Raw genomic sequence first — 24,479 nt, forward strand, 5'->3', positions numbered from 1 at the left:
AAAAATGAGCAATCCATTTGATCAGTTCGACAGCCAAGCGGCCAAGCCATCCGCCAATCCGTTCGATCAGTTCGATGCCAAGGCGCCTCCGAAAGAAGAGGGTATTGGCTTCGGCCGCCGCGCTGCTGACCTCGGTCTGTCAGTCGCCAAGGGTGTCATTGCTGTGCCGGAGTCCGCCGTAGGCCTTGCCGACATGGTTTCAGGCGGCCAGGCCGGCAAGGTGCTGGAAAACGAAGGCGGAGCACTCGGCTTTCGTCCCAAGCAGGCAAAGGAATACCTGAGTTCCCTGCAATCAGATGACCTGAAGGCCAAGCAGCAGCAATTCCAGCAAGCTGACGGTGTGGTCGACAAGGCCGTCACAGCCATAAGCAACCCATCTCTGATCGCCAATGCCGTAGCCGAATCTATTCCTTTGATGGGTGCCGGTGCCGTCCCCGCCAGAGCCGCCATGGCCGCGGCCCCTGCGCTTGGCGCAGTTGGTGCTGGTGCAATAGGTGAGGGTATTGTTGGGGCAGGCTCTTCTGCTGAGCAGATCCGACAGGAGACAAAAGACGGAACCCTGACGCCCGCCCAGGCAGGCCTGGCGGCTGCATCCGGCGCCGCGACCGCAGGTTTTGGCTTCGCTGGTGGCAAGGTGGCGCAGCGCCTGGGCATTGGTGATGTCGAAACCATGCTGGCACAGGGCGCCGCAGCGCCGGCTGGCAAGGTGTCTGCAAAGAGCATTCCTCGACAGATGGTCGAAGGCGCTATCTCTGAGGGCTGGCTTGAGGAGCTGCCTCAATCTGTCAGCGAGCAGGTTCTGCAGAACCTAGCGCTCGACAAGCCGTGGTATGAGGGGGTGAGTGATAGCGCCGTCATGGGTACCTTGGCCGGGATGGCCATGGGAGGTGTCGGTGCTGGTGTGGGTGGATTCGGTGGAAAGCGTGCCGGTGAGGCTGCCGCTCAAGTCCCGCCAACCAATGAGCCTGGTCAAGGTCAGGCCCCTCAAGGTCCAGGGACTCCAGCGGTCGAAATACCAGGTTTGAATGCGGGCCAGTCCGCTGCTGAACAGTCAAGTGTGCGGGCCCAGCAACTGGCTGATCAAGAACAGGTTCAGCCCGAGGTCCCTCAATCCTCTCCACCCGATGGCGCGGCTATCTTGGCTGCCCAGCAGGCAGAGCAGGAACGCCTGCGGCAGGAGGCGTTGAGCCAGTCGCGTGCCGTCCCAAGTCCTGACGATGAGATCTTCCAATCCACGGGTGCTGATCAGCCTCAGTCTGAGCCACCGCATCGAGCCCTCGGCATTGATCCGGCTGCTGGACCTTTGAGCTCAGCCGCAGCGACAGCAGTCGATAGCGGTGTGAGCTCCTCCATGCAGCAGGCGAATCTTGCCGCTCAGGAGGCCGATGGCGCTGGGAATGACCAAGGTACGGCAAATTCGAAAAAGCCTGCTGCAAGAGAACCTTCCGGTGGTGCCAAAACCGCGCTTCCTGTCATGAAGGCGACGAATGATCTGGCTGGGAGGTCTGACGAAGAGCTTCGAATGGGCCTTCGGCAGGCCCAGGCCGCAGGTGTGCGCACAGCCATCATCAAAGAGCTGTACCGGCGCCGTATGGCTGCAAAAGCTGGTGCTCAGCAAGGAGTCAGCAATGGTGAACAACCCGGGATCACTGGGCCTTTGGATCCTCCTGCAAACCAGGTTGGGGGTGCTGACTCTGCCGGAGGGGGCACGGGTCTACCGATTTCTCCGAAAACAGCAACCGGGGGATCTATCCCCGATACCGGAAAACCTACAGCAAGCAATGGCGAAGCTGTTCAACCCCCTTCCTCCAAGCCGGAGCCTGCACCCGCTTCCAAGCCACGTGGACTGAAAGAGGGGATTCAGAAGGTTCGATCTGAGAAGGCGGCAAAGAAGGCCAAAAAGGCCGAAATGGAGCCCCTCAATGTCCAAGCCACCGATTCCATTCCGGCCGGAGAACAGAGCCCAGAACAAGCGTCAGTTGCGAAAGATACTGACCCAACAACGACCGCTAAAGGAGTACCCCCTTCCGGAAGTGGCTCCATGGAAGCCGCTCGGCTGACCAGGGGGCTGCGCTGGCAGAAGTTTGGCGCGGACACTGGCACCTTGTCGGTTCCCCGGGCTGAGATGCCTCAGATCAAGGCTGAGCACCGCGGTGCAATGGTCAATTTCCTGAAGGCCAAAGGCATTGATGCGACTCAGGAAGAGATTCCGGCCGCCGATCTGAAGCCGACCCAGGCAGAGTATTCGCCACCCAAGGTGCGCAAAGCCTTGGCCTTCAAAGGAGGCGAGCGCTCCATTCTGGTGTCGTCTGATGGCCACGTGCTCGACGGCCACCACCAGTGGCTTTCCAAGATCCCCGGCAATCAGCCTGTGAAGGTGATTCGCCTGAATGCGCCAATCAAAGACCTGCTGGCCACGGTAAAGGAATTCCCGAGCGCTACCCAAGAGGCCGGCGCAACACCCACCACAACCCCAACAAACCTCTCATCAACGGAGAAAGCAGATGTCCCTCAAGCCGATCAAACCCAGCAAGCAGAAGCGCAACGACCGCAAGAAGAACCAGCAGGGCCTGCTTCCACTGCCGAAGCCAAGCCGGTAAAGGAAGCACCTCGCCTTGATCACGGCGAGCTCAATATTCCCGGTCGCACGTCCGGAATCGATGCAATGCTTGATCGATATAAGGCCGAACAGAAGACCAAGCAGAAAGCCCAGTCAAAGGAAGCCGCGGCCGCTCGAAAAGAAAGCAAGGCTGCGGCCAAGGCTCTTTACGCCGAGAAAGGCGCCCAGATGATCGCGGACATGGCGCGTGGGCCCAAGCTCATGCAAGCCGGCGCCACGGCTTCCGAAATCCGTAAGGCCATGGAGTCCATGGTCAAGTGGGAGCCTGCCAAGTTCCTGGACATGGCTGCAAAGTACGAGAAGGAAAAGGCTGCCGGCAAATACCCCGAGCCAGCCGCGCCTGTGATCAAGCCAGCAAAGCCGCGGACTTCGCTGAAAAATTCCGCTGCTGCTGCCGAAAATGCCAGGGCTGATTACTTCACGCCTGGCAACATCATCAAGGGGTACGGCGGCTTTGATGAGGTGCTTTCCTACAGCCCACCCAAAGACGTTGGCGGCACTTGGAGCGTGAAGGTTCACCGAGTTGATAAGGTGGACGGCAAATGGGTCCGTGAGGGACGTCCTCAAGACGCCAGAAGCCACGCCACTCAGCCGGATACGAGGCAACTAGCTGCCGGCCCGGTTGAGCGCCTGGGATACCAGCCCGCCAGCCAAGTGGCTTATTCGGATCAGCGCGCCGATGGAAAGCCACACCCGACCGCGGTTGATCGCGGCGTCAATCCAGCTGGGCCTGTCAGCCAAGCTGAAAGCGCAGTTGCTGCTGAAGGTTCCAATTTGGCGCAGCAAAAAGAGCCGTGGCAAACCTTGCGGGAAATCTCAACTAAGGAGCGCCCCCCGAATGGTGTGATGCTTACAAACGACAAGTTTGTGACTCTTGAACAGGCCGTTAGTGCAGCCAAAGAGCAAATGACACCCGACGAATGGGGGCGCCCATTCCAATTCAATCGCGTACTGGATATCGCGCCGATTGACTGGACCCGGATGGTGGCTGCCATGGCTGGTTCCAAGTCCAACATTGATCGAGTCGATTCTCCAGCAGTGGGGGCTCTGAACAACGCCATCGAACGCAAGGAAAAGGCCTGGCAGCGTGTCAAAACCTTGCGCTCCCAGGTCAAAGAAGGCCGGTCCGATTTGCGGGTCGAACTTATCAAAGCAGAATCCGAGCACCGGGATGAACTGCGCTACGTGAAGGCAGCCCAAGAGCAGGTCGATCAGGATGCTCTCAAGGCCGGTCTTTTTTCTGGGCCTCAATCAGTACAGTTAAGCCGCAGCAATTTTTCCTCCTTGGAAGCTTTGAATAGCCTTCCACGCGAATTTAAAGACGCCGAGAATAAACGTGTTCAGGAAATCATCTCCCCCATCGTAAAGGCCTGGAAAAACAACCCTCCCATCGTTATTGCCTACGATTTGAGCGATGCATCTTTGCCTGATGCCATTCGCCAAGAGGATGACAACCAGATTTCTGGCGGAGCGGCCGGAACTTCAAAAGGCTACTACTACCGAGGAACCGTCTACTTGCTGTCGTCTAAGTTGGGGACAGAAAGAGATGTTGTCGAAACCCTGTTCCATGAGGCTCTTGGGCACTTTGGACTGCGCAAAGTTTTCGGAGAGAAACTGATTCCAGTTCTTCGCCAGGTCTGGTCGATGCGCAATGGCGAGTCAATGGCCAAATTGATCTCCTACGGGATGAACCCAAACAGCGAACTTGACCGCCTCAAGGCCGCCGAAGAAGTGCTCGCGGAGATGGCTCAGACCCGACCAGAGATTGGGTTTGTTCGCCGTGCTGTCGCGGCCATCAGAACCTGGTTGAGGGAGAACGTACCGGCGCTTGCCAACGTCAAACTTACCGACGACGAGATAGTCCGGAATTTCCTGATTCCTGCTCGCAACTATGTTGAGGGGACATCCACTCCCAGCGCTAGAGCAATTGAATCTATCAGCGGGATCACTGCCGTTGCACAAGCCTCTCGAAAGGGGGGGAATACCGATCTGAACAGGCCATCTCCAAGCCGTGGGAAGGTAAGGACCAATGACCAGATAAAGGCTGAATTCCTTCAGGGCAATCCGGTAATTGAACTGGCTGTAGAGGAGGCTCCAAAGGGATTCCAATCGCTACGTAATTGGGCCTCTGAGATTTTCAAAAAAGCTGGTGGAAGCGCTACCAATCCAGAAATTGGGACGGTTGTATTGGATGACCGGTCCGTCCGAGATTCCATCGCACACGGCATGAACCGATTCAAAGCCGAAGCTTTCGCTGCTGTACCTACTGTAATTTCAAGGGGGGTTATTGTTGTTGAACGTCCCCATCGGCACGATGCAACAAGTTTCTACATCAGCGCACCAGTGAAAATAGCAGGAGTTGATGACGTCGTGACTGTGTTGGTGCGAAGAGACCCAAACACACAACGGATGTATCTTCACAGCGTTGCGACAAAAGAAAGCCTCTTGAATCGTCGGGTATCCGGGACTGACAAAGCAAACAGCGATGTGGAGCGATCCGGCCCGTCCAATTCAGGAGGCGAGAGTATGGTATCCCAGCCGACCCAAGTCGGCAAGGTCAATGCCTCTGAGGTTGCTGACGAGCTGCAGAGGCTTTTGAGCCTGGATTTCGGTGGTTTTGACTCGACCCCCATGGCAAGCAGGGAGGCGTATTCTGGGGCTATGCAGAAGGCGCGACAGGAGTTGGACAAGACGTTCAATGTCCCAGGCAAACTGTCCTGGTGGCACAAGACTATCGGGACGATGTACAACTTGGCTGAGCGCTCGCCTGAATTCAAGCGCGTGTTCGATGCGGCCCAGGGCTTCGTTGACGACGTGTCCTTGTTTGCGACCGAGGCAGCCGATATGGCCCCAAAATGGCTACCCAAGTTGGAAACATGGCGTGACATCACAAAGTCGCCGGTGAGCGCCGAGGACAACAAGGCAGTTGGTCTGCCTATCTTCGAGGGCACTCTCAACTGGGCTCGCGATGAATCTGGGAAGCCTCGCAAGGTTGATGAGCTGGAGGCCGAGGCGGCAAATCTGTCGATTGAACAGAAGGCACAGCGCCTGCTTCGCAATGATCACATTTCACCAGCCATGCTGCGTGTTTGGCAGGGCTTGCCCCTGGCCCAGTATGAATCCCTGATCGAGAGCCAATACCAGGCCAAGCTGTTGCAGCCTGGAATCCTCTGGACTGTCGACGAGTTGAAAACACGATGGGGCCTGAACGGAGAAAGGCAACCCGACGGCTCTTTCAACGGTCAGATCGGTCTGTATCAGGAATTCAGGGCATCGGTAGATCACAGCTTGGATTCGCTCGCCAAGGCCGAAATGTTGCGTTTCGGTGGTGAGGATGTTCAGGGCCTGAAAGATGCGGTTTTGGCAGCTCCCGATGCTGCAGAGGCCGGTCGGATTCTCTTCGACTATCTTGCCGGCGCCGCCAAGGAGCAACCTGGCCGGGCCAGCGAGCTTCTCCAGTTGGCGAACGGGATGACTGATCGCGCCAACAAGGTTGAAGATCTGAAGAAATCCGGTTACGCACCCCTGTCTCGCTTTGGAAAGTTCACCGTCGATGTGGTGACAGATGGAGAGCGCCAATATTTCGGGCTCTTCGAAACCGCTCGTGAGGCAAACCTCATGGCGATCAAGATGCGGCAAGAGTTTGGCAGTGCTGCTGTTTCTCAGGGCACATTGAGCGAACAGGAGTTCAAGCTCTTCGCGGGCATCACTCCGGAAAGCCTGGAGATCTTCGGCAACATGCTGGGCCTCGAATCCACGGGGGATCAGGCCAAAGACCAGGCCTTTCAGGAGTACCTGCGCCGCACAAAGACGAACCGCAGCGCTTTGCGCCGGCTGATCCATCGGAAGGGGATCGCCGGGTACAGCGAGGACGTTGGCCGCGTGCTTGCCAGCTTTGTCTACTCCAATGCCCGCCAGACCGCTGCCGCGCTGCACATGGGGGAGTTGGCCCAGTCGATCAGCGACATACCCAAGGCTCAAGGTGAATTGAAGGATGTCGCCATCAGCCTGGCCGAGTACATCAAGAATCCACAGGAGGAGGCCCAGGCCATTCGTGGGCTGCTTTTTGCCCAATACCTGGGGGGCTCGATTGCCAGCGCATTCGTCAACATGACCCAGCCTGCTGCAGTGTCCTTCCCTTGGTTGAGCCAGTATGCGGGTGCCAAGCTGGCCGGTGCGGAACTGGTTCGCGCAATGCAGGGCCTTGCAACCCGCAAGGCTTATGAGCCCGATCTGGCGAAGGCCATCAAAGAGGCTGAGGACGATGGGACGGTTTCCCCCCAGGAGGTGCACCAGCTCATGGCCCAGGCTCGCGGATCTGGATCGCTGCGCCCAGGTGATGGCACCAAGGTAGGGGATGCCCGCGCTGCAGTGACCAATGGCCTTGCCCGTATGTCACTGGCATGGGGTAAGGTCTTTGGCGCCGCCGAACAGGTCAACCGCCGTTCCACCTTCATCGCTGCATATCGGATTGCCAAAGCAAAGAATCTGGGAAATCCTGCTGAGTTTGCCAAGCGGGCCGTTCTGGAAACCCAGTTCGTGTACAGCAAGGCCAACAAGATGCGATGGGCACGCGGTGCGGTAGGCGGCACTCTGATGACGTTCAAGACCTATTCCATCGCATACCTTGAGCTGCTGCATCGGATGTACACCCAGGGTGGTCCGGAGGGCAAGCGCGCTGCAATGCTCGCTCTGGCGGTACTGATGCTCCTGGGTGGGGCAGGGGGCCTGCCATTTGCGGAGGATGCCGAAGATGTTGCTGATGCACTGGCTCAGTCGCTGGGCTACAACTTCAGCTCAAAGAAGGCCAAGCAAGAGTTCTTGGAGTCGATCGTTGGTCCAGTCATTGGAGACTTCATCGACAGAGGCATCACTGGATTGCCAGGGGCACCGCTGGATATCTCTGGCCGTCTGGGTATGGGGAACTTGATCCCTGGCACTGGCCTGCTCCTGAAAAAGTCCAATCACACGGGCGACATTCAGGAGCTCGCCGGTCCTGCAGGTGATCTGGTCAAACGTGGATTCACGGCCGCGGGGCAGTTGCTCACTGGAGATGTTGGGTCGGCTGCACTTTCCATGGCACCCAAAGCGATTGCAAACGCAGCCAAAGGAACCGACATGCTGGCCCGCGGCATGTACCGAGATGACAAGGGTTACAAGGTGCTCGATACCTCAATGCTCGAAGGGGCCATGAAGGCTATCGGGTTCCAGCCCGCCAGTGTCTCGAAGGTGCAGGAGGCCAACTACATCAACCAACGGTCCAAAGACTTCTACACCCTCAAGGCCCAAGAGATCAGGGGCGTATGGGCCCGTGGCATCTTTGAGAAGGATCCTGATTTGGTAGACCAGGCCCGCCAGGATATGGCCGCCTGGAACGAGGCCAACCCAGATCAGCGCATTCCGATCAACATGCCATCCATCATGAAGCGGGTTCGGGAAATGTCGAAGTCGAAAGACCAGCGCATTGCCGATACGGCTCCCAAAGCCATGCGGGCCCAGATGCGGGCAGATGCGGCTGAAACCCGCTCCAGACTGTGACTCTCAAATCAGGAGTTGGTCCTGGCACCAGCTCCTGATGTTGTGAAGATCAGACGTCGCATGGCCGATATGGAAGGACTCATCTTGGTCCCGCTTGCAAGCCTCCTTCAGGTGTGAATTCATCCTTGAAAGGCATCCGAGAACATATCTGTCGTCACATTTCCCACGTACCTGATTTGAAAGCATGCGCATCTTCTCCAGGTCTACCTTCCTGAACTGCCGTGTCATGCCGACATGCCTTTCGAATCCAGATTCCAAGGCAAGCATGACACCAATCAAATCATTCATCTTCAATCTCCAAAGTTGAAGGCTGTAGCGTGCCATGGCAACAAGTTCTTGGACTGCGGCCGAATTTCGCACTTGACAGACCCCCCCTCCGGGGTTTCTTGATTTCTCATTGGCGCAAGAGACTGCACCGGTTCGCCCCTCCTAGGGCTCCGGAGCAGCACCATGCAATCCCACAAGACCGCAAAGAATCTCGATGTCCACCCACTTGCAGAAGATGATGGCCGCGCAGTCGTTTCGTTGCGCGAGATCGGCGCGACCACCGATACCGCTGCCACTGACGACACTGGCAATTTCACCCTGATCGCTCTCGTCAAGCGGCTGGTCGGAAAGCTCCCCGCTTCCTTGGGCCAAAAATCGGCAGCTGCATCTTTGCCTGTTGTGATGGCAAGCGACCAGTCTCCTCGTGCCACTTTTGTTGCCAGCATTCCGAACGGGGCCAGCGTGTCGGGTACGGTGGATCTGTTGAGCACTGCGCTGCTGGCCTTCATTTCGCCCTCCGCGTGGACGGCTGCAGCCCTCAACATTGAGGTGAGCATGACCGGAGGTGGCAATGCCTCCGAGTGGGTCACGGCTGGCCTGTACGACGCCAGCAGCACCGCCTCGGGCAACTACCCCAGCCTGGTGGCCGGCGCGGCCTATGCCGTGGACACGCTGACCCTGCTGCCGTTCCGTTACGTGCGCCTGCGCTCGGGCACCTTGGCGAGCCCGGTCAACCAGGGCGCGCAGCGCGATTTCACCCTGATCACCCGCCCCCTGGCCTGATCATGACCATCGCACTGTTCAAGCGGTTGAACCGCGTGCAGCGGGGACTCAAAGTCCTCCGCAAGTACGGCACCAATGCGCACCTCTGGTTGCCTGGCATCGGGTACTTCAACGGGCAGCAGTTGGGCAATTTCCTCGATAGCATCGGCAGCAGCGCGGCCAGTGTGGACAACCCGATTGGCTTGTTATTGGATTTAGCGAACCCAACCACGGGGCCAAACCTTGTCAGTAATGGGGGTCTCACCACAGACCTATCGGGGTGGACTCCGATAAATTCACCAATCACCTCGAACGGGGTGAATGGCGTAACTCTCCAGAAAAACGGATCTACTGATGGTCAGCTTGCGCAGAACGTCCCCACGGTAGTCGGGCAAAGCTACAAAGTTAGCTGCTTCATTACGAACCCGACAAGCAACTACATTTTTGGCGTTACGGGCAACAATACAGGCTACCAGGCCACTCCTGGCCGAATCACAATCTATTTCACTGCGACGTCTACCTCAACGGCGCTGTTCCTGCAGCAGGGTGGTTCGGCTGGAGCTGCGACGACGTTTGGACAAGTCACTCTGCAGGCCGTTTCTGGGATCCTCGCCTCCCAGGCCACCACGGCCAACAAACCGACGCTGCGCCGTGGCGTCACTAACCAGTTTACCTTCAGCAATGACTTCACCAACGCGGCATGGTTGGCTGGCGGCGATGGGGTGTTCACCATCACCCCAAATGCTGGGGTAGATCCGCTCGGTGGTAATTCTGCGACCTCGCTCTCGGGTACGTATGTGACTGCTGGACGGCAGTTGTATCAGACGAAGGCTATTGTCAATGCGCCGATGACGAACGCGATTTGGATGCGGACGACATCGGGCACAAAGCAAGTGCGCCTGTTTATCAATGACACTCAGATCACCCAGGACTTCACAGTTACGACCACTTGGACGCTGTGTGTCGTGTCGGGTACTGTGGGTGCGTCGCTACTTGGCTCAGGGCGCTGCGGCTTGAGGAACCTTGAGTCTGTGAACGGCGACTTGCTGATCTATAACGCAGGCTGTTTTGTTGGGGCGCTTACTGCGGCGCAAATCCTGGCCTGCGGAGGCATCCCCCTGACCACGAGCGCTGTTGCGTCTTCGTCACAAGGGAGTTGGGGGTGGGAAGGAGACGGCACCTCTAAGTACTTGCAGCTCACATCTCTGCCCTTCCAGATGGCTGATGATCATGTCGTCGTCGCCGGAGGTCGCTGTGACTCGGGTTCAGCAGATCGCTCGTTCTTCGGGATTCGATCTACTTCCAGCACTACACCTATCGTCAGCCAGCTCGGCTTTACTGCCGGCTTGCCAGACGCCGTTTGGCGTGACGATAGTGGCGCCTTGTTTCGCGCGACATCAGGAACATCGAGGGTGGGGCAGTCATGTGTGCTGTCATTACGTCGAAATGGTGGCCTAGGCGTGCTACGTGTCAATGGCATTCAGTCTGCGTCTGTCGCATTGACGCCGGGTACGACTACTGTCAACACGGCCTCCATCGGTGGCGTGACCACAACCACAGCAGGCAACCTATTGCCGGGCATCACAAATCTCGTCGTCGGCATCAAGGGCTACGTTACAGATGCAGACCTGATCGCTATCGAGCGAATGATTGCTGTTGGGACCGGCCCACTGCCAGGAATGTTGAGCTTCTGATGAACTACTCCGAAACCCTCACCCTGAGCGTGCCCGCCGAACTGGCAGCACTGGCATCGGCCATTGGCCGTGCTATGGACCCCGACACTGGCGGAGCGGACTCGTTCCGCCACCCCGTGACCAGCTATGCTGAGGACGGCACCCCGGTGCTCGACACCTCGACGCTGACCACCACAACCGCCTGCACGCCTGGGTTCAAGGCCCAGGCGCTCGTCATGCTGGCTGATCCTGCGCAGCTGCACGCGGCCTGCCAGGCCGACTATGCGGCCCGCTGGCAAGACCTGGAGCCGCCTAGCCTTGCTGACTGTCAGGCCTTCTGTGCTGCGGTGGTGATCTCATGACCCGAATATCCCTTCTGCTCATCATCACGCCCGCTTTGATTGCGGCCACGCTTTATTCCTGGATCCGCTACGTTTGGTGTGTGCTGGTCAATCCGGTGGAGGCCTGGCGGATGGCTGTCGCATTTGACCAACTTGCGAATGCTGCGGCAAATGGAAGCGAGGATGAAACGATATCGAGCAGGGCTGCAAGAGCCCAGCGAGAGGGGCGCCGCTGGGGCTGCATCCTTTGTCGTGCTCTGGACCTCTTTGAGAAGGACCATTGCACCAAAAGCGAAGGGGTATGACCCCCCCTCTAAGGGTTCTTGATTTCTGAATGCAGCGGTTTACTCGCGGGGTTGTTTCCCCAAGCGAGTACCGTTTCATGTCATCCGATCCCCATGTTTGCCCAGCCTGCGAGGCCCCAGACCAGCAGGTGAAGGAGCGCCTTGACGATGGCGATGCCCGCATGAACCGGATCGAGGCGGCCCTGGCTGAGGTTGTGCAGTCCCTGGGCAAGAACACCGAGATCACCCAGGAAAATGCCAATGCGACTCGGGACATCGTTGAGTTCTTCGAGGCTGTGAAGTCGGCCTTCAAAGTCCTGAGTTGGATCGGCAAGCTGGCGATGCCATTCACCTGGATTGCCAGTTGTGGGGCTGCTGTCTATTCGCTCTGGGTCACTTGGAAGACTGGGCATCCACCGGTCCCTAAGCTATGAACGAGATCCTTCGCTCTCGTCTCGCCAAGGCCGCCGCAGGGGGAACTCTGGCAATCGCAGCCGTGCTGCAGTCGCATTTCGAGTCGAGCAACAAGCGCCCCCTGGTGCCGTACCGCGATCCGGCCAACATCTGGACGGTTTGTCATGGCATCACCGGGCCCGAAGTCGTGCCCAGCAAGACCTACACAACGGCCGAGTGCGAAGCCCTGGAGCGCAAGCACCTGGCCATCGCCGAGATGGCAGCACGCCGGCAGATCGTGGTCTATGACCGGCTCAACCGGTTCCAGCAGGCCGCCCTGGTTGACTTCACCTACAACGTCGGTGAACCCGGCCTGGCTGGATCGACCATGCGCCGCCTGTTCAACAGCGGCCAGACCGATGCCGGGTGCCGCGAGCTGATCAAGTGGGTCAAGAGCCGCGTCAACGGCACGCTGATCACGCTGGATGGCCTGGTGGACCGCCGCTCTGTCGAGATGGAACTTTGTCTTTCCTGGGGGCGCACATGAGCACCGACTTGATCACGTTCATCCTGGGCGCCGTGCTGGCCGGCCTGGGTGTCTATGAATTCGAAGGCAGCCGCCACGCGGCCGAGCTGGCCGAGATCCGGCTGAACGCGGCCACGGCTGAGGCCGATGCCAAGGAAAAAGCGCTGACCGAAGAGCGCGCAATCACCAATCGTTACGAAGGGGCCCTCAATGCTGCAAAAACCCGTGAAGCGGCCCTGCGTCGCGATGCTGATGGTGCTCGTGCTGAGTCTGACGGCTTGCGCGCACAAAGCGCCGACGCCGCCCGCCGACTCGCCAGCGCTGCCCCAGCCGCCGTCATTGAGTACGCCCTTGCCGTCAACCAGCTATTCGACACGTGCCAGCGCGAATATCAAGACCTGGCGGGAAAGGCTGACGGCCACGCGAGTGATGTCCGAACCCTGATCGAGGCATGGCCGGTATCGGCCGCCCAGTGAGATTTCCCGTTATGGCGAGGGATTCCCGCTGTGAGCCGCAGCGCACAACCTGAAAGTCGACCATGGCAACCACCTCCATCTGCCGCTCTTCCTTCCGCTCCCTCGTTGCTCTTTCGCTCGCAGCTTGTGCCGCGGCTTCGAGCTGTATTCGCGATGTCTATGAAATCGGCATCGCGGTCTTTCGTTTGGCACGCACCTGGCTGATGTCGGTCCCGGCCTCGATCTCGCCCGTGGAGCGCAACGCGATGGATCTGGTCAAGCCCCCTCAGTACCTGAAAGGCCAGGCGGCTCGTGCCAAGGCCTCCCAGCGCAGCCAGACCGAACCGTGCCGCAAGTTCAGCGCCTGGAGTTTGTGTCCCTCGATCTGAGGCGCTCCGGTCTACACCGACTTGAAGGCCCGCCATGTGCGGGCCTTTTTCATTCTGGGCAGTCGTCAAACTCGGGGCTGAACGGATCCATGGGCCTGACCTGCACCCGGCCCAGCAACTCAAGCGCTACGGACTCATCCCAAACGCAGAGCCACGACTGCCGGTATTTGGAGGGCTTACCACGCGAAACCCGCGACACGAGCTCGGTTCCGGTGATGTGCATCGCTTCTCCGCGGACCTGACAGACCTCGGCATATTCCAGGCGCTGGATCAAGTCTTGGCCGTCTGTGCCCAGCAGTCGGGCCTGCAGTCGGCGCCCTTCGGTGAGGGCCGGGGCCAGCAGCAAATCACCCCGGATGCCGACCCTCAGCGCGGGGTCAGTGCCGGGGATTCTGTGGCCGGCGTGGCGGATGCGGTAGACGATGAGATGCACAAAACTGGCGTAGCTTTTGGCGTAGGTTTGAAAATCAGACCTTGATTTTCAGAGGAGAACATAAGCATCCAGAATCACAATGTTCATCCCCTGATTGTGCCCTGCCTGGGGTGGGCATCGGGCCTGGAGGGGATGGATCATGGAACCGGTTTGGGTGAATGCAGGCATTTGCCCGCTTCAGCGTAGGACATTGCGATAGATGATGAATCGCGAGGCCCGAAGTCTTGGGGCACGATGCGCGCTTTTTTGGGCCCCAAGGCGGGTCGATTGGGGTACGCCGGATTCAGCCCGGGGTAGAGCCGATCATTGTCAATGCACCAATCCGGGATGGGCGGCAGCCAAGCGCTCCAGCTCGGCACACACATCGGCCATGCGTCCGGAAATCACCAGTCGACCAGCCTGTCGAGGGTTGGGGCAGCTTTCCCGGATCCGCAACACACGAAGGGGGCGCAGGCTGGAGGACGAGGGGCTCGAGTGCACCTGGGGGGCTGTGGCGACAGGCCCGCGGTCCATGCGGTCGGCTCGTGCATCCACCGGCACCGTGGCCACCGCCTGTTCGAGGGCGATGCCGACCAGATCCTGGGATGCCTGTGGGATGGGGGGAGGTGCTTCGCAACCCGATGTCATCCGCTTGGAGGCTTGCGCGCCCAGATTGGCGTCATTCAAGCCTGCATTGTGGGTGTGTCGAGGGGCCAAGATGGCGCTCAGAGGCGCGAGCCAACGCACGGCAGTGGTGAATGCCTTTCCCATGTGAAACTCCAGTTCGATTCAGGGGTTGAACACAGGCAGGATTGAAAGATGGAGCCAGCGCAGGGTTTCGACAAGGACACCTTGCCTCAAACGCCCGCCACCTGCGCAGGCCAGCCGCTTTACATCAGCATCGTGTTTCGGATCAAGCCAACAGCCAGCCCTTCGATCTCGAAAGGGTCACCCGGCTGGACGATGATGGGGGCGAAGTCCGGGTTTTCGGCGATCAGTTCGATGTGCTGCGGTGTCTTGCGCAGGCGCTTGACCGTGACCTCTTCACCGAGGCGGGCCACGATGATCTGACCGTTCTTGGCTTCACGGGTGGATTGCACTGCCAGCAGGTCGCCATCCATGATGCCCGCGTCACGCATCGACATGCCGCGCACCTTCAGAAGGTAGTCGGGCTTGTGCTGGAACAGGCTGTTTTCCACGTAATAGGTTTGATCCACGTGCTCTTGGGCGAGAATCGGTGAGCCTGCGGCGACTCGTCCGATCAGGGGCAGTGCCAATTGGCTCAGGCCGGGCAGGGGCAAGGAGAATTGAGGGTCGCGGCTTTGATTCAGTTGGCGCAAGGTTTCGCCACGCAGCCGGATGCCGCGAGAAGTACCGCTGACCAGTTCAATGACCCCTTTGCGTGCCAGCGCTTGCAGGTGTTCTTCAGCCGCATTGGCAGATTTGAAGCCCAACTCGGATGCGATTTCAGCCCGGGTTGGCGGAGCACCGGTGAGGCCGATGGCGCTCTGGATCAGTTCCAGAATCTGTTGCTGTCGTGCGGTGAGCTTGGGCATGTCCATGGTGGCGGCTCCTGAGGGCTGTTTTAATATCCAGTAACTGTATTTTTGACCAGTTTTTTCTGAAATGCAAGCCAACATCACGACTTCTTCGCACCTTGTTGTATTGGGGACCGGAGGCACGATCGCGGGCGAGGCGGGAAGGCCCGATGACAACATCGGCTACCGTGCTGCGCAACGCGGGGTGGCGGATCTGCTGGCGGGGCTGCCTTTGGCGCAGGGTGTCACCGTGCAATGCGAGCAGGTGGCTCAGCTCGACAGCAAGGACATGGACCACCCGACGTGGCAGGTGCTGCTGGAGCGTGTCCTGCATTGGCTGGCCGATCCCGCTGTGCAAGGCGTGGTCATCACCCATGGCACCGATACGCTCGAAGAGACCGCCTATTTCCTCGGCGCCACCCTGGGCCACTGTGCCAAGCCCGTTGTGCTGACCTGTTCCATGCGGCCGGCGACTGCGTTGGCGCCGGATGGTCCGCAGAATCTGGTGGATGCCGTGGCGGTGGCTCGCGACCCGCGGGCAGCGGGGGTTCTGGTGGTGTGTGCAGGCCTGGTCCACGAAGCCAGTGTGGTGCAGAAAGTTCACACCTATCAGCCGGATGCATTCAGTTCGGGTGACGTCGGTCCTTGTGCTCGCCTGTATGAGGGCCAGGTGAACTGGTTGCGAACGGCTCCTTCGGGTGGGGCGGGTGCCCGGCCCGCCGCGTTGGCAGCGGCCTGTTTGGCGCTGCCTGCGGCCGATTGGCCTTGGGTTTCGGTGCTTTACAGCCATGCCGGCGCGCAAGGCCGAGAGGTCGATGCCTTGGTGGCCCAGGGTGTGCGGGGCTTGGTGATTGCTGCAACCGGCAATGGCACCCTGAATCAGGGCCTGGATCAAGCCCTGCAGCGGGCGGCAGCAACCGGTGTGGCTGTCGTTCGCAGTTCTCGCTGTGCCTTTGGCCCGGTGTTGGTCACGGAGGCCGGTGGCTGGCCCGTGGTGCCTGGGCTGAACCCGGTCAAGGCCCGAGTGGCCTTGTTGTTGCAGTTGCTGGCTTGAGTTACTGGTTTGGCGAAGGGTGACGGCGCTCATTCCGGGCGCAAAAAAGCCACCCGCAGGTGGCTTCTGGCCGGCCGTCTGAGCCGGGCTCAGCTGGCCAGGGCTTGCAGTGCGCGAGTCGTGATCTCGTCGACCGAACCCATGCCGCTGATGGCGCGGTACTTGGGGGCTGCTGCGGCATCGTCCTTGGCCCAGTTTCCGTAGTAGTCCACCAGGGGGCGGGTCTGTGCGCTGTAGACCTCCAGGCGCTTCTTGACCGTTTCTTCCTTGTCGTCGTCGCGCTGGATCAGCGGTTCACCGGTGAGGTCGTCCAGGCCTTCGGTCTTGGGCGGGTTGAACTTGACGTGGTAGGTGCGACCCGAAGCCGGGTGTGAACGACGGCCGCTCATGCGCTCGATGATGGCTTCAAAGGGCACATCGATTTCGAGCACGTAGTCAAGCTTGACGCCGGCTGCCTTCATGGCATCGGCTTGAGGGATGGTGCGGGGAAAGCCGTCGAACAGGAAACCATTGGCGCAGTCGGCCTGGGCAATGCGTTCCTTGACGAGGTTGATGATCAACTCATCGCTCACCAGGCCGCCAGACTCCATCACGCTCTTGGCTTGCAGGCCCAGGGGTGTGCCGGCCTTGACCGCTGCACGCAGCATGTCGCCTGTTGAAATCTGGGGGATGCCGTACTTTTGGCAAATGAAGGTGGCTTGCGTGCCTTTACCCGCGCCTGGCGCGCCCAGCAGAATCAGTCTCATGGAAGTCCTCGGATAGTGTCAAATCGGCCGGCACCACTGGCTGCGCACAAGTTGACCCCGGTGGGCCAAGGCAGATGCAGTGCTCATTTGGTCCAGAGGATAGCATGGGCAGGCCTGCGCCATCCTTACGCTTGTGACAAAGCGCAGGGTCCCCGATTGCCCGGGGTGCGCGCAGATTCAGGCCGAGAGCCCGCTGAAATGCGCTCGCACACGTGCCAAGTCTTCAGGGGTGTCGACGCCGGGCCCTGGGGCCTGCTCGCTCAGGTGAACCGCAATGCGGTGTCCGTGCCACACGGCCCGCATTTGTTCGAGCGATTCCACCACTTCGATGGGCGCTTGAGGCAGCTTGGGGAAAGCACGCAGAAAGCCGACGCGATAGCCGTAAATGCCGATGTGGCGCAAGGGCTTGAGCCCGGCCGCAACCGGACTGCGCCACCAAGCCTGCCCGGCCATGTCTCGTGACCAGGGGATTGGTGCCCGGCTGAAGGTCAGTGCCAGGCCCGAGGCCTCCAGCACCACCTTGACCACATTCGGGTTGGTGAACTCTTCCAATGATTCGATGGCATGCGCAGCCGTGCTCATGCTGGCACCAGGGTGCAGGCGCAGCAGCGCGGCCACGGCGTCGATCAGGCCGGGGTCGATCAGCGGTTCGTCGCCCTGGACATTCACCACCAGCTCATCGTCAGCCAGGCCCAGCACGCCACAGGCTTCGGCCAGGCGATCACTGCCCGAAGGGTGGTCGACCCGGGTCAGGATGGCCTGAACACCGTGCTGTTGGCAGGCGGCCACGATGCGCGCATCGTCTGCGGCCACCACCACGGTGGCGGCCTGGCTCAACTGGGCCTGGCGCGCCACACGCACCACCATCGGCAGGCCTGCGATGTCGGCCAGCGGTTTGTCCGGCAGGCGCGACGATGCCAGCCGAGCCGGAATCAGAACCGTGTAGCTCACAGGCCCAGTTCCTCGTCACTGAGGGCGCGCGCCTCGTTTTCCAGAAGAATGGGGATGCCATCGCGAACCGGGTAGGCCAGGCGGGCGCTGTGGGACACCAGTTCCTCGCGTTGTTTGTCGTAGGTCAGCGGGCCCTTGGTCACGGGGCAGACCAGCAGTTCAAGAAGTTTGCTGTCCATGCGGAGAGGGTGTTTGTTCAGAGGTGGTGCGAAGGGAAGGCTTGGATGATAGCGCCGCATCCAGTCGCTGCTGCAGGTCGTCCCAGAATGCCGGCTCGGGTTCGAATTGCAGTGCCAAGGCCCAGGCGTCGGGTTGGATGGCCCACAGCTTGTAGGCATCTTTTTCGGTGCAGATGAGGTCCAGTCCGGCCGGGCTGTGGGGAATTCCGTCGCGGAAGTCATGGTGATCAGGCAGTGCCGTGGTCTGTTGCACACGGAGTCCCAGGTCTTGCAACATGCTGAAAAACCGTGCCGGATGGGCAATGCCTGCGACGGCGTGCCAGTTGCGCTGTCGCAAGCTGTCGACCGAGCAGCTCAGGCCGTGCCCGTTGAATGCCACCGGGGCCAATTGTCGATGGGCCCGGTAGCCCGCAAAGGCGGGGTGATCCCCTGTGTGCAAGACCAGGTCCACGGGCCGAGGCCAGGGCTCGCGCAGCGGGCCGGCGGGCTGCAGAAAACCGTTGCCAACCCCTCGGTCATCGAACACGCACAGCTCAATGTCCCGTTGCAGGGCCAGGTGCTGCAGCCCATCGTCGCAGACGATCACCTGAGTCGCGGGGTGGCGGTGCAACAAGGCCTGGGCGGCCTGGGCCCGCTGGCGTGCCACAAAGACTGGTGCACCGCTGCGGCGCTGAATCAACAGGGGCTCGTCCCCCACTTCATGGGCCTCGCTGGTGGCCGTGACCTCGCGGCAATCGTCGGTTTGACGACCGTGCCCACGTGACACCACCCCGACCGCCAGTCCGCGTTGGCGTAACCCATGCACCAAGGCCAGCACGGTGGGTGTCTTGCCTGCACCGCCGGCCACCACGTTGCCAACCACGATCACCACGGCCGGCACCCGGTAACTGGCCAGCCAGCCGCGCCGGTAGGCGATGCGCCGAAGGGCCACCAAAGCCCCCAGCACCTGCGAGAGGGGCCACAAGGCCCAGGCCACCAGCCCTCGGTGCTGCCAGGCCTGCAGCAGGCGTGTTGAAAGCCCCGTCGTGGATCGGGTCATGGATCGAGCTTGTCAGCAGGGCTCAGCGATTGCCGGCCCGGGGAGACTGGGTGGCAAAGGTGACCTGGGACAGCCCGCTGCGCCGTGCGGCTTCCATCACACTGATCACCGACTGGTGGGTGGCGCTGGCATCCGCGCTGATCACCACGACGGTGTCGCGGCCGCCTTTGGCCGCTTCAGCCATGGCCATGGCCAGGCTGTCGGGGTTGCCCGGCACCGGCACCTTGTTGACGGCAAAGCGGCCGTCAGCGCTGACACTGACGATCAGCTCGCGGGGATAGTCGCGTTGCGCATCGGCATCGGCCTGCGGCAAGCGCAGTTGCAACTCCGTGAACTTGCTGTAGGTGGTGGAAAGCATCAGAAAGATCAGCACCACCAGCAACACGTCGATGAAGGGGATCAGATTGATTTCAGGCTCATCCTGGCGGCGTGGGCGAAAGTTCATGGGGCCTTACTTGCGCAGGGTGTTGAGGTGGCGCAGCAGGCGCTCGGCGGCCAGTTCCATGGTCAGCAGGTAGGCGTCGGCACGGCTGCGGAAGTAGCGCCAGAAAATCAGGCTGGGGATCGCCACGATCAGGCCGAAGGCGGTGTTGTACAGGGCTACCGAGATCCCGTGGGCCAGTTGGGCCGGGTTGGTGCCACCGCTCAGCGCCCCCGGGCCAGCAGACTGCGAGCCGAAGATGTCGATCATGCCGATCACCGTGCCCAGCAGGCCCAACAAGGGGGCTGCCGACGCAATGGTGGCCAAGGCACTGAGGTTTTTGTCCAGTTTGGCCGCCACACGTCGGCCGCTGCCCTCCAATTCGGTGCGCAGCTCGGCTTCGGTGCAGTGGGGGTGCTGCAACAAGGTCTTGAAGCCACTGGCCAGCACTTCACCCAGTGCCGAGTTCTGTTCGAGCTGTTGCACGACCTCGCTGGAGGGCAGGCCATGGGCCGAGACGGTGAGGGCTTCGTCCAGCAGGCTGTCCGGTGCGATCCGGGAGGGCCGCAAGCTGATCAGACGCTCCAGAACGAGCGCCAGCGCCAGCACGGAGCAGACCAGCAAGGGCCAGATGGGCCAGCCAGCGGCTTGAATGATCGAAAGCAAAGGGTCTCTCCCAGAGGGTGTGGTTCTGCACCGGATTATGGCGGAGCTTTGGGGGGCTGCAGTGACGAACGGCATGCGCCTCGGAGGACGGCTCAGTCACTCACAAAATCTGTGGATAACTTTGTGGGGAACTCGGTCGCAATCCCTTCCAGATGGCGCCAAACGGTCATTTCTCTACTTTGATTAAAAAATAAGCATATAAAAAAATTAATTAAATCAATGAGTTATGACGTGTTTGCTGGCTTTGGAGATGCTTTGGGCGGGGTGCAGTATGCGATCAGCGGTCGCCCTCGCTTGTGGAGTACTTGCCCATGCCAAGGCGCCTGCAAAGGCCCGAGGGGCGCCAATGGGGGCTGAAACCCCAGTGTTTGCGGGCTGTATCGGGTGTTTTCTATCGCCAGACCGCATCAATGCTGCCTTGACGGCTTGAGTGATGCCCAAGGTCTGATCCGGGGCGGTTCGCGCGTCGTCCGTGGGCCGTGGACTTCGCGGGTTGTGCACCCGTGGGGACTGATCCTGGGCCAATGGGCGGGTTGATCGGGGGCTGTCGCATGGTCACCCGAATTAGTTCCTACAATGCGCCAGCAAAGCTGTTTTTTCACGATAAACCACACGAGGAAACCATGGAACATACCCTGCCCGCACTGCCTTACGCCATCGATGCATTGGCGCCGCACTACTCCCAGGAAACCCTGGAGTTTCACCACGGCAAGCATCACAACGCTTACGTCGTGAACCTGAACAACCTGCAAAAGGGGACCGAATTCGAAACCAAGACCCTGGAAGAGATCATCAAGACCTCCAGCGGCGGTATCTACAACAATGCAGCCCAGATCTGGAACCACACCTTCTTCTGGAACTGCATGAAGCCCAACGGTGGCGGTGAGCCCACCGGCGCCCTGGCCACGGCCATCAATGCCAAGTGGGGCAGCTATGCCGCCTTCAAGGAAGCCTTCGTCAAGTCGGCTGTCGGCAACTTTGGGTCGGGCTGGACCTGGCTGGTCAAGAAGGCCGATGGCAGCGTTGACATTGTCAACACCGGTGCCGCAGGCACGCCCCTGACCACCGCTGACAAGGCTTTGCTGACGGTCGACGTGTGGGAGCACGCCTACTACATCGATTACCGCAACCTGCGCCCGAAGTTTGTCGAGACCTTCCTCGACAAGCTGGCCAACTGGGGTTTCGCGGAAGCCAATTTCGCCTGAGTTCATCCGGCCTCTGCAGGGGCGTGGCTTACCGCGCGCCCTCATTGAAATGCCACCTTCGGGTGGCATTTTTCTTGGGCTGGTGTCAACTTGAGCCGGCCTGCGGCTGGCGGATCAACGTTTGTCGAAGGGCGGGCCGCTGAGCTTGAGCCCAGCCTTGAAGCCTCGCTTCTGGAACCAGCCTTGGTTCATTTCCAGAACGAAACGAACGGGTTTGCTGCTGCAGTGGGATTCGGTGGTCTGGGGCTTCATGTCGGCCAGATTCACCACTGTGCCGTCGTCGGCCACAAAGGCGGCGGTGAGTGGCAGCAGCGTGTTCTTCATCCAAAAACACTGTGTTGCAGGCACCTCGAACACGAACAACATGCCTTCCTGCTGAGGCATGTTGGGGCGGTTCATCAGTCCGATCTGGCGCTCGACAGGTGCCGAGGCGACCTGGGCATCGATCTGGTACATGCCTGCAGACAGCTGCACACGGGGCAGGTTGAGCTGAGGCCCTTCCTGTGCATGAGCCGTGAGGCCGGAGAAAGAAAGCAGTGCACACAGCAAAGCCTGGGACAGGTGGCGGCGGGGCAGTTTCATGGTGGATTGATCCAGTGGTGCGACCCAGAAATGCGGTCAGCATCAGCGTTCCATTTTGGCCTAAAAAGACAGCGCTGACCGGTGCAGCAGGGCAACTTTGCACAGCCCTCTTGCCTTGGCCGGGGGTTGTGAAGCAGCCGCTCCAAGCCGGTGTCGCCAGGTGATGCCGGTCTCTGGGTGCAAGGCCTTGAGCGGGGCGCTCATGGGTGGCAAGCACAGGCGCTAAGATCAGGCGTTTTACTTCATTTGCTAAGTTGTTCAGCCTCACCGGAGACGTCAGTCCATGACCCGTTATCAGCATATCCAGGTTCCCGAGCAGGGCGAAAAGATCACCGTCAATGCGGACAAGACCCTCAAGGTGCCCGATCACCCGATCATTCCTTTCATTGAAGGCGACGGCGTGGGGCGTGACATCACGCCAGTGATGCTGAAGGTGGTGGATGCCGCGGTGGCTCATGCTTACGGTGGGCAGCGCAAAATCCATTGGATGGAGGTGTTTGCCGGCGAAAAAGCCACCCACCTGTATGGCCCGGATGTCTGGTTGCCTGAGGAAACCGTGGAGGTCGTGCGCGACTACCTGGTGTCCATCAAAGGGCCGTTGACCACCCCTGTAGGGGGCGGGATCCGTTCGCTCAACGTGGCCTTGCGCCAGGAGCTGGATCTTTACGTCTGCCTGCGCCCCATCCAGTATTTCAAGGGTGTGCCTTCGCCGCTCAAGGAGCCTGAAAAGACCAATATGGTGATCTTCCGCGAGAACTCGGAGGACATCTATGCCGGCATCGAGTTCGAGGCCGGCAGCGACAAGGCCAAGCGCCTGATCAAGTTCCTGCACGACGAGTTCGGTATCACCAAGATCCGTTTTCCTGAAACCTCCGGCCTGGGCATCAAGCCGGTCTCGCAAGAGGGCACCGAGCGCCTGGTGCGCAAGGCCATCCAGTACGCCATCGACAACAACAAGCCCAATGTGACCATCGTGCACAAAGGCAACATCATGAAGTTCACCGAAGGCAGCTTCCGCGAATGGGCCTATGAGCTGGCGGCCAAGGAGTTCGGTGGCGAGTTGATTGATGGGGGCCCTTGGATGCGTGTGCCCAACCCCAAGACGGGTGGCCAGATCGTGATCAAGGACAGCATCACCGATGCGTTCCTGCAGCAGATCCTGCTGCGCCCAGTCGAGTACAGCGTGGTGGCCACACTCAATCTCAATGGGGACTACATCTCGGATGCCGTGGCGGCTCAGGTGGGGGGCATCGGCATTGCGCCCGGGGCCAATCTGTCGGACACCGTGGCAATGTTTGAAGCCACGCACGGCACGGCGCCACGCTATGCCGGCAAGGACTACGTGAATCCAGGTTCAGAGATCCTCTCGGCCGAGATGATGCTGCGCCACATGGGCTGGAAAGAAGCCGCAGACCTCATCATCCGCTCGCTGGAGAAGGCCATCCTGAGCAAAAAGGTCACCTACGACTTTGCCCGCCTGATGGAGGGCGCAGTGCAGGTCAGTTGCTCGGGTTTTGGTCAGGTCATCATCGACAAGATGCAGGAGTGACGACGCCTGCCGGGCGCCAGTGCGCCCGGCGTCTTGGATATGTTTTAGCGCTGATGGGCCTGGATGAGCGGCCCCAACATCAGGCCTTGATGAGCACGGTTTCGTCGATCTTGTTGGCCAGTTGAGCAATGGCCAGCGCGGCGGGGCTGTTGGGGTTGTTGATGGACAGCAACTGGCGGCGCATCACGGCATCACGCACCGAGGGGTCGGCTGGAATGTCACCCAGGTGGATCAGCCGCACCGGCCGGCCGGTGTCGGTGCTCACGAAACGGTCCAGCACCTGCTGCAACTGTCCGGTGATGGCGCGACCATCACCAGGACGCACGGTCTGGTTGATGATCATGCGCACCTGACGGCGCTTTTGCTGCATCGACAGCACCTTGATGGCGGCGTAGGCATCGGTCAATGAGGTGGGTTCTGGCGTGGCCACCAGCAAGACTTCTCCGGCCAGCGAGACCGCAAACAGCACCACATCGGAAATGCCGGCGCCGGTATCCAGCAGCACCACGTCGAAGCGCGGCAGCAGGCTGCGCAGAACACGCACGAACTCATCGCGCACTTCGGGTGTCAGGCGTGAATATTCGACCATGCCCGAGCCAGCCAGCAACACGCTGAAGCCGCCAGGGGCCTTGACAATGGCCTCGTCCACGGTGGCCTTGCCTGTGAACACGTCGTGCAGCGTGACCTTGGGATGCAGGTTTAGCACCACGTCAAGGTTGGCCAGGCCCAGGTCAGCATCCAGCACCAGCACACGCTGGCCACGACGGGTCAGGGCGGCTGCCAGATTGGCCGCGACAAAGGTCTTGCCGACGCCGCCTTTGCCGCTGGTGATGGCCAGGACCTTGGCCGACACAGCTTCCGCAGGGGTGGGTTTCAGCGCTTCGCTCAT

The 24,479-nt window shown here is 60.2% G+C and carries 24 protein-coding genes; 11 read left to right on the forward strand and 13 right to left on the reverse strand.

Annotated elements, in window-relative coordinates; all coding sequences use genetic code 11:
- Positions 1-4: 4 nt before the first annotated feature.
- Positions 5-8,158 (forward strand): PLxRFG domain-containing protein, encoded by an 8,154-nt coding sequence (locus AC07PT_RS16260; RefSeq protein WP_494657340.1) that lies wholly within the window; start codon positions 5-7, stop codon positions 8,156-8,158.
- 3 nt (positions 8,159-8,161) lie between these two features.
- Here the strand turns inward: AC07PT_RS16260 and AC07PT_RS16265 are convergent, their stop codons facing one another.
- Entirely contained in the window at positions 8,162-8,446 is a 285-nt protein-coding gene (locus tag AC07PT_RS16265; RefSeq protein WP_494657341.1) for a hypothetical protein, read from the reverse strand.
- Positions 8,447-8,827: 381 nt separating this feature from the next.
- Between AC07PT_RS16265 and AC07PT_RS16270 the strand changes: the two genes are divergently transcribed.
- Genes AC07PT_RS16270 through AC07PT_RS16285 form a run of 4 tightly spaced genes read left to right on the forward strand, consistent with a single transcriptional unit; the run spans position 8,828 to position 11,506 of the window.
- Positions 8,828-9,208: a hypothetical protein gene (locus AC07PT_RS16270; protein WP_494657342.1), complete on the forward strand. Its 381-nt coding sequence runs from the start codon at positions 8,828-8,830 to the stop codon at positions 9,206-9,208.
- 2 nt (positions 9,209-9,210) lie between these two features.
- On the forward strand, positions 9,211-10,881 hold the full coding sequence (locus tag AC07PT_RS16275; RefSeq protein ID WP_494657343.1) for a phage head spike fiber domain-containing protein: 1,671 nt from the start codon (positions 9,211-9,213) through the stop codon (positions 10,879-10,881).
- On the forward strand, positions 10,881-11,222 hold the full coding sequence (locus AC07PT_RS16280; RefSeq protein ID WP_494657344.1) for a hypothetical protein: 342 nt from the start codon (positions 10,881-10,883) through the stop codon (positions 11,220-11,222). The genes AC07PT_RS16275 and AC07PT_RS16280 overlap by 1 nt, the downstream gene beginning before the upstream one ends.
- Positions 11,219-11,506, forward strand: a complete 288-nt coding sequence (locus tag AC07PT_RS16285; RefSeq protein ID WP_494657345.1) for a hypothetical protein — start codon at positions 11,219-11,221, stop codon at positions 11,504-11,506. Before AC07PT_RS16280 ends, AC07PT_RS16285 begins: the two co-directional genes overlap by 4 nt.
- An 80-nt stretch (positions 11,507-11,586) precedes the next feature.
- On the opposite strand, the gene AC07PT_RS16290 is transcribed toward AC07PT_RS16285, so the two are convergent.
- On the reverse strand, positions 11,587-11,898 hold the full coding sequence (locus AC07PT_RS16290; protein ID WP_494657346.1) for a hypothetical protein: 312 nt from the start codon (positions 11,896-11,898) through the stop codon (positions 11,587-11,589).
- 17 nt (positions 11,899-11,915) lie between these two features.
- Between AC07PT_RS16290 and AC07PT_RS16295 the strand changes: the two genes are divergently transcribed.
- The 3 genes from AC07PT_RS16295 (at position 11,916) to AC07PT_RS16305 (ending at position 13,248) form a co-directional block, all read left to right on the forward strand.
- Positions 11,916-12,425 (forward strand): lysozyme, encoded by a 510-nt coding sequence (locus AC07PT_RS16295; protein ID WP_494657347.1) that lies wholly within the window; start codon positions 11,916-11,918, stop codon positions 12,423-12,425.
- Positions 12,422-12,880: a hypothetical protein gene (locus tag AC07PT_RS16300; protein WP_494657348.1), complete on the forward strand. Its 459-nt coding sequence runs from the start codon at positions 12,422-12,424 to the stop codon at positions 12,878-12,880. Before AC07PT_RS16295 ends, AC07PT_RS16300 begins: the two co-directional genes overlap by 4 nt.
- 62 nt (positions 12,881-12,942) lie before the next feature.
- On the forward strand, positions 12,943-13,248 hold the full coding sequence (locus AC07PT_RS16305; protein WP_494657349.1) for a hypothetical protein: 306 nt from the start codon (positions 12,943-12,945) through the stop codon (positions 13,246-13,248).
- A 49-nt stretch (positions 13,249-13,297) separates the two neighbouring features.
- Here AC07PT_RS16305 and AC07PT_RS16310 read toward each other — a convergent pair whose 3' ends face one another.
- From AC07PT_RS16310 to lexA, 3 genes are all read right to left on the reverse strand, one after another.
- Complete coding sequence (locus AC07PT_RS16310) at positions 13,298-13,681, reverse strand: hypothetical protein (RefSeq protein WP_494657350.1); 384 nt, start codon at positions 13,679-13,681, stop codon at positions 13,298-13,300.
- Between the two features lie 309 nt (positions 13,682-13,990).
- Positions 13,991-14,431 carry a hypothetical protein gene (locus AC07PT_RS16315; RefSeq protein WP_494657351.1) on the reverse strand — a complete coding sequence of 147 codons (441 nt, stop codon included), beginning with the start codon at positions 14,429-14,431 and terminating at the stop codon, positions 13,991-13,993.
- A 119-nt stretch (positions 14,432-14,550) separates the two neighbouring features.
- Positions 14,551-15,222 carry a transcriptional repressor LexA gene (gene lexA / locus AC07PT_RS16320; RefSeq protein WP_492346397.1) on the reverse strand — a complete coding sequence of 224 codons (672 nt, stop codon included), beginning with the start codon at positions 15,220-15,222 and terminating at the stop codon, positions 14,551-14,553.
- 64 nt (positions 15,223-15,286) lie between these two features.
- Between lexA and AC07PT_RS16325 the strand changes: the two genes are divergently transcribed.
- Positions 15,287-16,252, forward strand: coding sequence for an asparaginase (locus AC07PT_RS16325; protein WP_492346398.1), 966 nt, complete (start codon positions 15,287-15,289; stop codon positions 16,250-16,252).
- Positions 16,253-16,341: 89 nt separating this feature from the next.
- On the opposite strand, the gene adk is transcribed toward AC07PT_RS16325, so the two are convergent.
- The 6 genes from adk to AC07PT_RS16355 form a co-directional block, all read right to left on the reverse strand.
- Entirely contained in the window at positions 16,342-16,998 is a 657-nt protein-coding gene (adk, locus tag AC07PT_RS16330; RefSeq protein WP_492346399.1) for an adenylate kinase, read from the reverse strand.
- Between the two features lie 177 nt (positions 16,999-17,175).
- Positions 17,176-17,949 carry a 3-deoxy-manno-octulosonate cytidylyltransferase gene (gene kdsB, locus AC07PT_RS16335; RefSeq protein WP_492346400.1) on the reverse strand — a complete coding sequence of 258 codons (774 nt, stop codon included), beginning with the start codon at positions 17,947-17,949 and terminating at the stop codon, positions 17,176-17,178.
- Positions 17,946-18,128: a Trm112 family protein gene (locus tag AC07PT_RS16340; RefSeq protein ID WP_492346401.1), complete on the reverse strand. Its 183-nt coding sequence runs from the start codon at positions 18,126-18,128 to the stop codon at positions 17,946-17,948. The genes kdsB and AC07PT_RS16340 overlap by 4 nt, the downstream gene beginning before the upstream one ends.
- Complete coding sequence (gene lpxK / locus AC07PT_RS16345) at positions 18,109-19,167, reverse strand: tetraacyldisaccharide 4'-kinase (RefSeq protein ID WP_494657352.1); 1,059 nt, start codon at positions 19,165-19,167, stop codon at positions 18,109-18,111. Before lpxK ends, AC07PT_RS16340 begins: the two co-directional genes overlap by 20 nt.
- Before the next feature lie 22 nt (positions 19,168-19,189).
- Positions 19,190-19,612, reverse strand: a complete 423-nt coding sequence (locus tag AC07PT_RS16350; protein WP_492346403.1) for an ExbD/TolR family protein — start codon at positions 19,610-19,612, stop codon at positions 19,190-19,192.
- Between the two features lie 6 nt (positions 19,613-19,618).
- A complete protein-coding gene (locus AC07PT_RS16355) occupies positions 19,619-20,254 on the reverse strand; it encodes a MotA/TolQ/ExbB proton channel family protein (RefSeq protein WP_492346404.1) in 636 nt (211 codons plus the stop codon).
- A 623-nt stretch (positions 20,255-20,877) separates the two neighbouring features.
- On the opposite strand from AC07PT_RS16355, the gene AC07PT_RS16360 reads away from it, so the two are divergent.
- Positions 20,878-21,459 (forward strand): Fe-Mn family superoxide dismutase, encoded by a 582-nt coding sequence (locus AC07PT_RS16360; protein WP_492346405.1) that lies wholly within the window; start codon positions 20,878-20,880, stop codon positions 21,457-21,459.
- 114 nt (positions 21,460-21,573) lie between these two features.
- On the opposite strand, the gene AC07PT_RS16365 is transcribed toward AC07PT_RS16360, so the two are convergent.
- Positions 21,574-22,041 (reverse strand): DUF192 domain-containing protein, encoded by a 468-nt coding sequence (locus tag AC07PT_RS16365; protein ID WP_494657353.1) that lies wholly within the window; start codon positions 22,039-22,041, stop codon positions 21,574-21,576.
- A 283-nt stretch (positions 22,042-22,324) separates the two neighbouring features.
- Here AC07PT_RS16365 and icd point away from each other — a divergent pair, with 283 nt between their 5' ends.
- Complete coding sequence (gene icd, locus AC07PT_RS16370; protein ID WP_492346407.1) at positions 22,325-23,590, forward strand: NADP-dependent isocitrate dehydrogenase; 1,266 nt, start codon at positions 22,325-22,327, stop codon at positions 23,588-23,590.
- 79 nt (positions 23,591-23,669) lie between these two features.
- Here the strand turns inward: icd and AC07PT_RS16375 are convergent, their stop codons facing one another.
- The gene (locus AC07PT_RS16375) at positions 23,670-24,479 is read right to left on the reverse strand and encodes a MinD/ParA family protein (protein ID WP_492346408.1); all 810 of its coding nucleotides are present in this window, start codon (positions 24,477-24,479) and stop codon (positions 23,670-23,672) included.

Source organism: Curvibacter sp. GW821-FHT09D12 (assembly GCF_059416245.1).

Excerpts from the sequence above, each read along its gene's own strand:
- AC07PT_RS16315 (WP_494657351.1), bottom strand. The coding sequence starts at position 14,431 with ATGGGAAAGGCATTCACCACTGCCGTGCGTTGGCTCGCGCCTCTGAGC.
- icd (WP_492346407.1), top strand. The coding sequence starts at position 22,325 with ATGACCCGTTATCAGCATATCCAGGTTCCCGAGCAGGGCGAAAAGATC.
- AC07PT_RS16300 (WP_494657348.1), top strand. The coding sequence starts at position 12,422 with ATGAGCACCGACTTGATCACGTTCATCCTGGGCGCCGTGCTGGCCGGC.
- adk (WP_492346399.1), bottom strand. The coding sequence starts at position 16,998 with ATGAGACTGATTCTGCTGGGCGCGCCAGGCGCGGGTAAAGGCACGCAA.
- AC07PT_RS16260 (WP_494657340.1), top strand. The coding sequence starts at position 5 with ATGAGCAATCCATTTGATCAGTTCGACAGCCAAGCGGCCAAGCCATCC.
- AC07PT_RS16325 (WP_492346398.1), top strand. The coding sequence starts at position 15,287 with ATGCAAGCCAACATCACGACTTCTTCGCACCTTGTTGTATTGGGGACC.
- AC07PT_RS16280 (WP_494657344.1), top strand. The coding sequence starts at position 10,881 with ATGAACTACTCCGAAACCCTCACCCTGAGCGTGCCCGCCGAACTGGCA.
- AC07PT_RS16365 (WP_494657353.1), bottom strand. The coding sequence starts at position 22,041 with ATGAAACTGCCCCGCCGCCACCTGTCCCAGGCTTTGCTGTGTGCACTG.
- AC07PT_RS16340 (WP_492346401.1), bottom strand. The coding sequence starts at position 18,128 with ATGGACAGCAAACTTCTTGAACTGCTGGTCTGCCCCGTGACCAAGGGC.
- AC07PT_RS16265 (WP_494657341.1), bottom strand. The coding sequence starts at position 8,446 with ATGAATGATTTGATTGGTGTCATGCTTGCCTTGGAATCTGGATTCGAA.
- AC07PT_RS16290 (WP_494657346.1), bottom strand. The coding sequence starts at position 11,898 with ATGCCCAGTCTTCCAAGTGACCCAGAGCGAATAGACAGCAGCCCCACA.
- AC07PT_RS16295 (WP_494657347.1), top strand. The coding sequence starts at position 11,916 with ATGAACGAGATCCTTCGCTCTCGTCTCGCCAAGGCCGCCGCAGGGGGA.
- lpxK (WP_494657352.1), bottom strand. The coding sequence starts at position 19,167 with ATGACCCGATCCACGACGGGGCTTTCAACACGCCTGCTGCAGGCCTGG.
- AC07PT_RS16270 (WP_494657342.1), top strand. The coding sequence starts at position 8,828 with ATGGCAAGCGACCAGTCTCCTCGTGCCACTTTTGTTGCCAGCATTCCG.
- AC07PT_RS16285 (WP_494657345.1), top strand. The coding sequence starts at position 11,219 with ATGACCCGAATATCCCTTCTGCTCATCATCACGCCCGCTTTGATTGCG.
- AC07PT_RS16350 (WP_492346403.1), bottom strand. The coding sequence starts at position 19,612 with ATGAACTTTCGCCCACGCCGCCAGGATGAGCCTGAAATCAATCTGATC.
- AC07PT_RS16360 (WP_492346405.1), top strand. The coding sequence starts at position 20,878 with ATGGAACATACCCTGCCCGCACTGCCTTACGCCATCGATGCATTGGCG.
- AC07PT_RS16275 (WP_494657343.1), top strand. The coding sequence starts at position 9,211 with ATGACCATCGCACTGTTCAAGCGGTTGAACCGCGTGCAGCGGGGACTC.
- AC07PT_RS16375 (WP_492346408.1), bottom strand. The coding sequence starts at position 24,479 with ATGAGCGAAGCGCTGAAACCCACCCCTGCGGAAGCTGTGTCGGCCAAG.
- lexA (WP_492346397.1), bottom strand. The coding sequence starts at position 15,222 with ATGGACATGCCCAAGCTCACCGCACGACAGCAACAGATTCTGGAACTG.
- AC07PT_RS16305 (WP_494657349.1), top strand. The coding sequence starts at position 12,943 with ATGGCAACCACCTCCATCTGCCGCTCTTCCTTCCGCTCCCTCGTTGCT.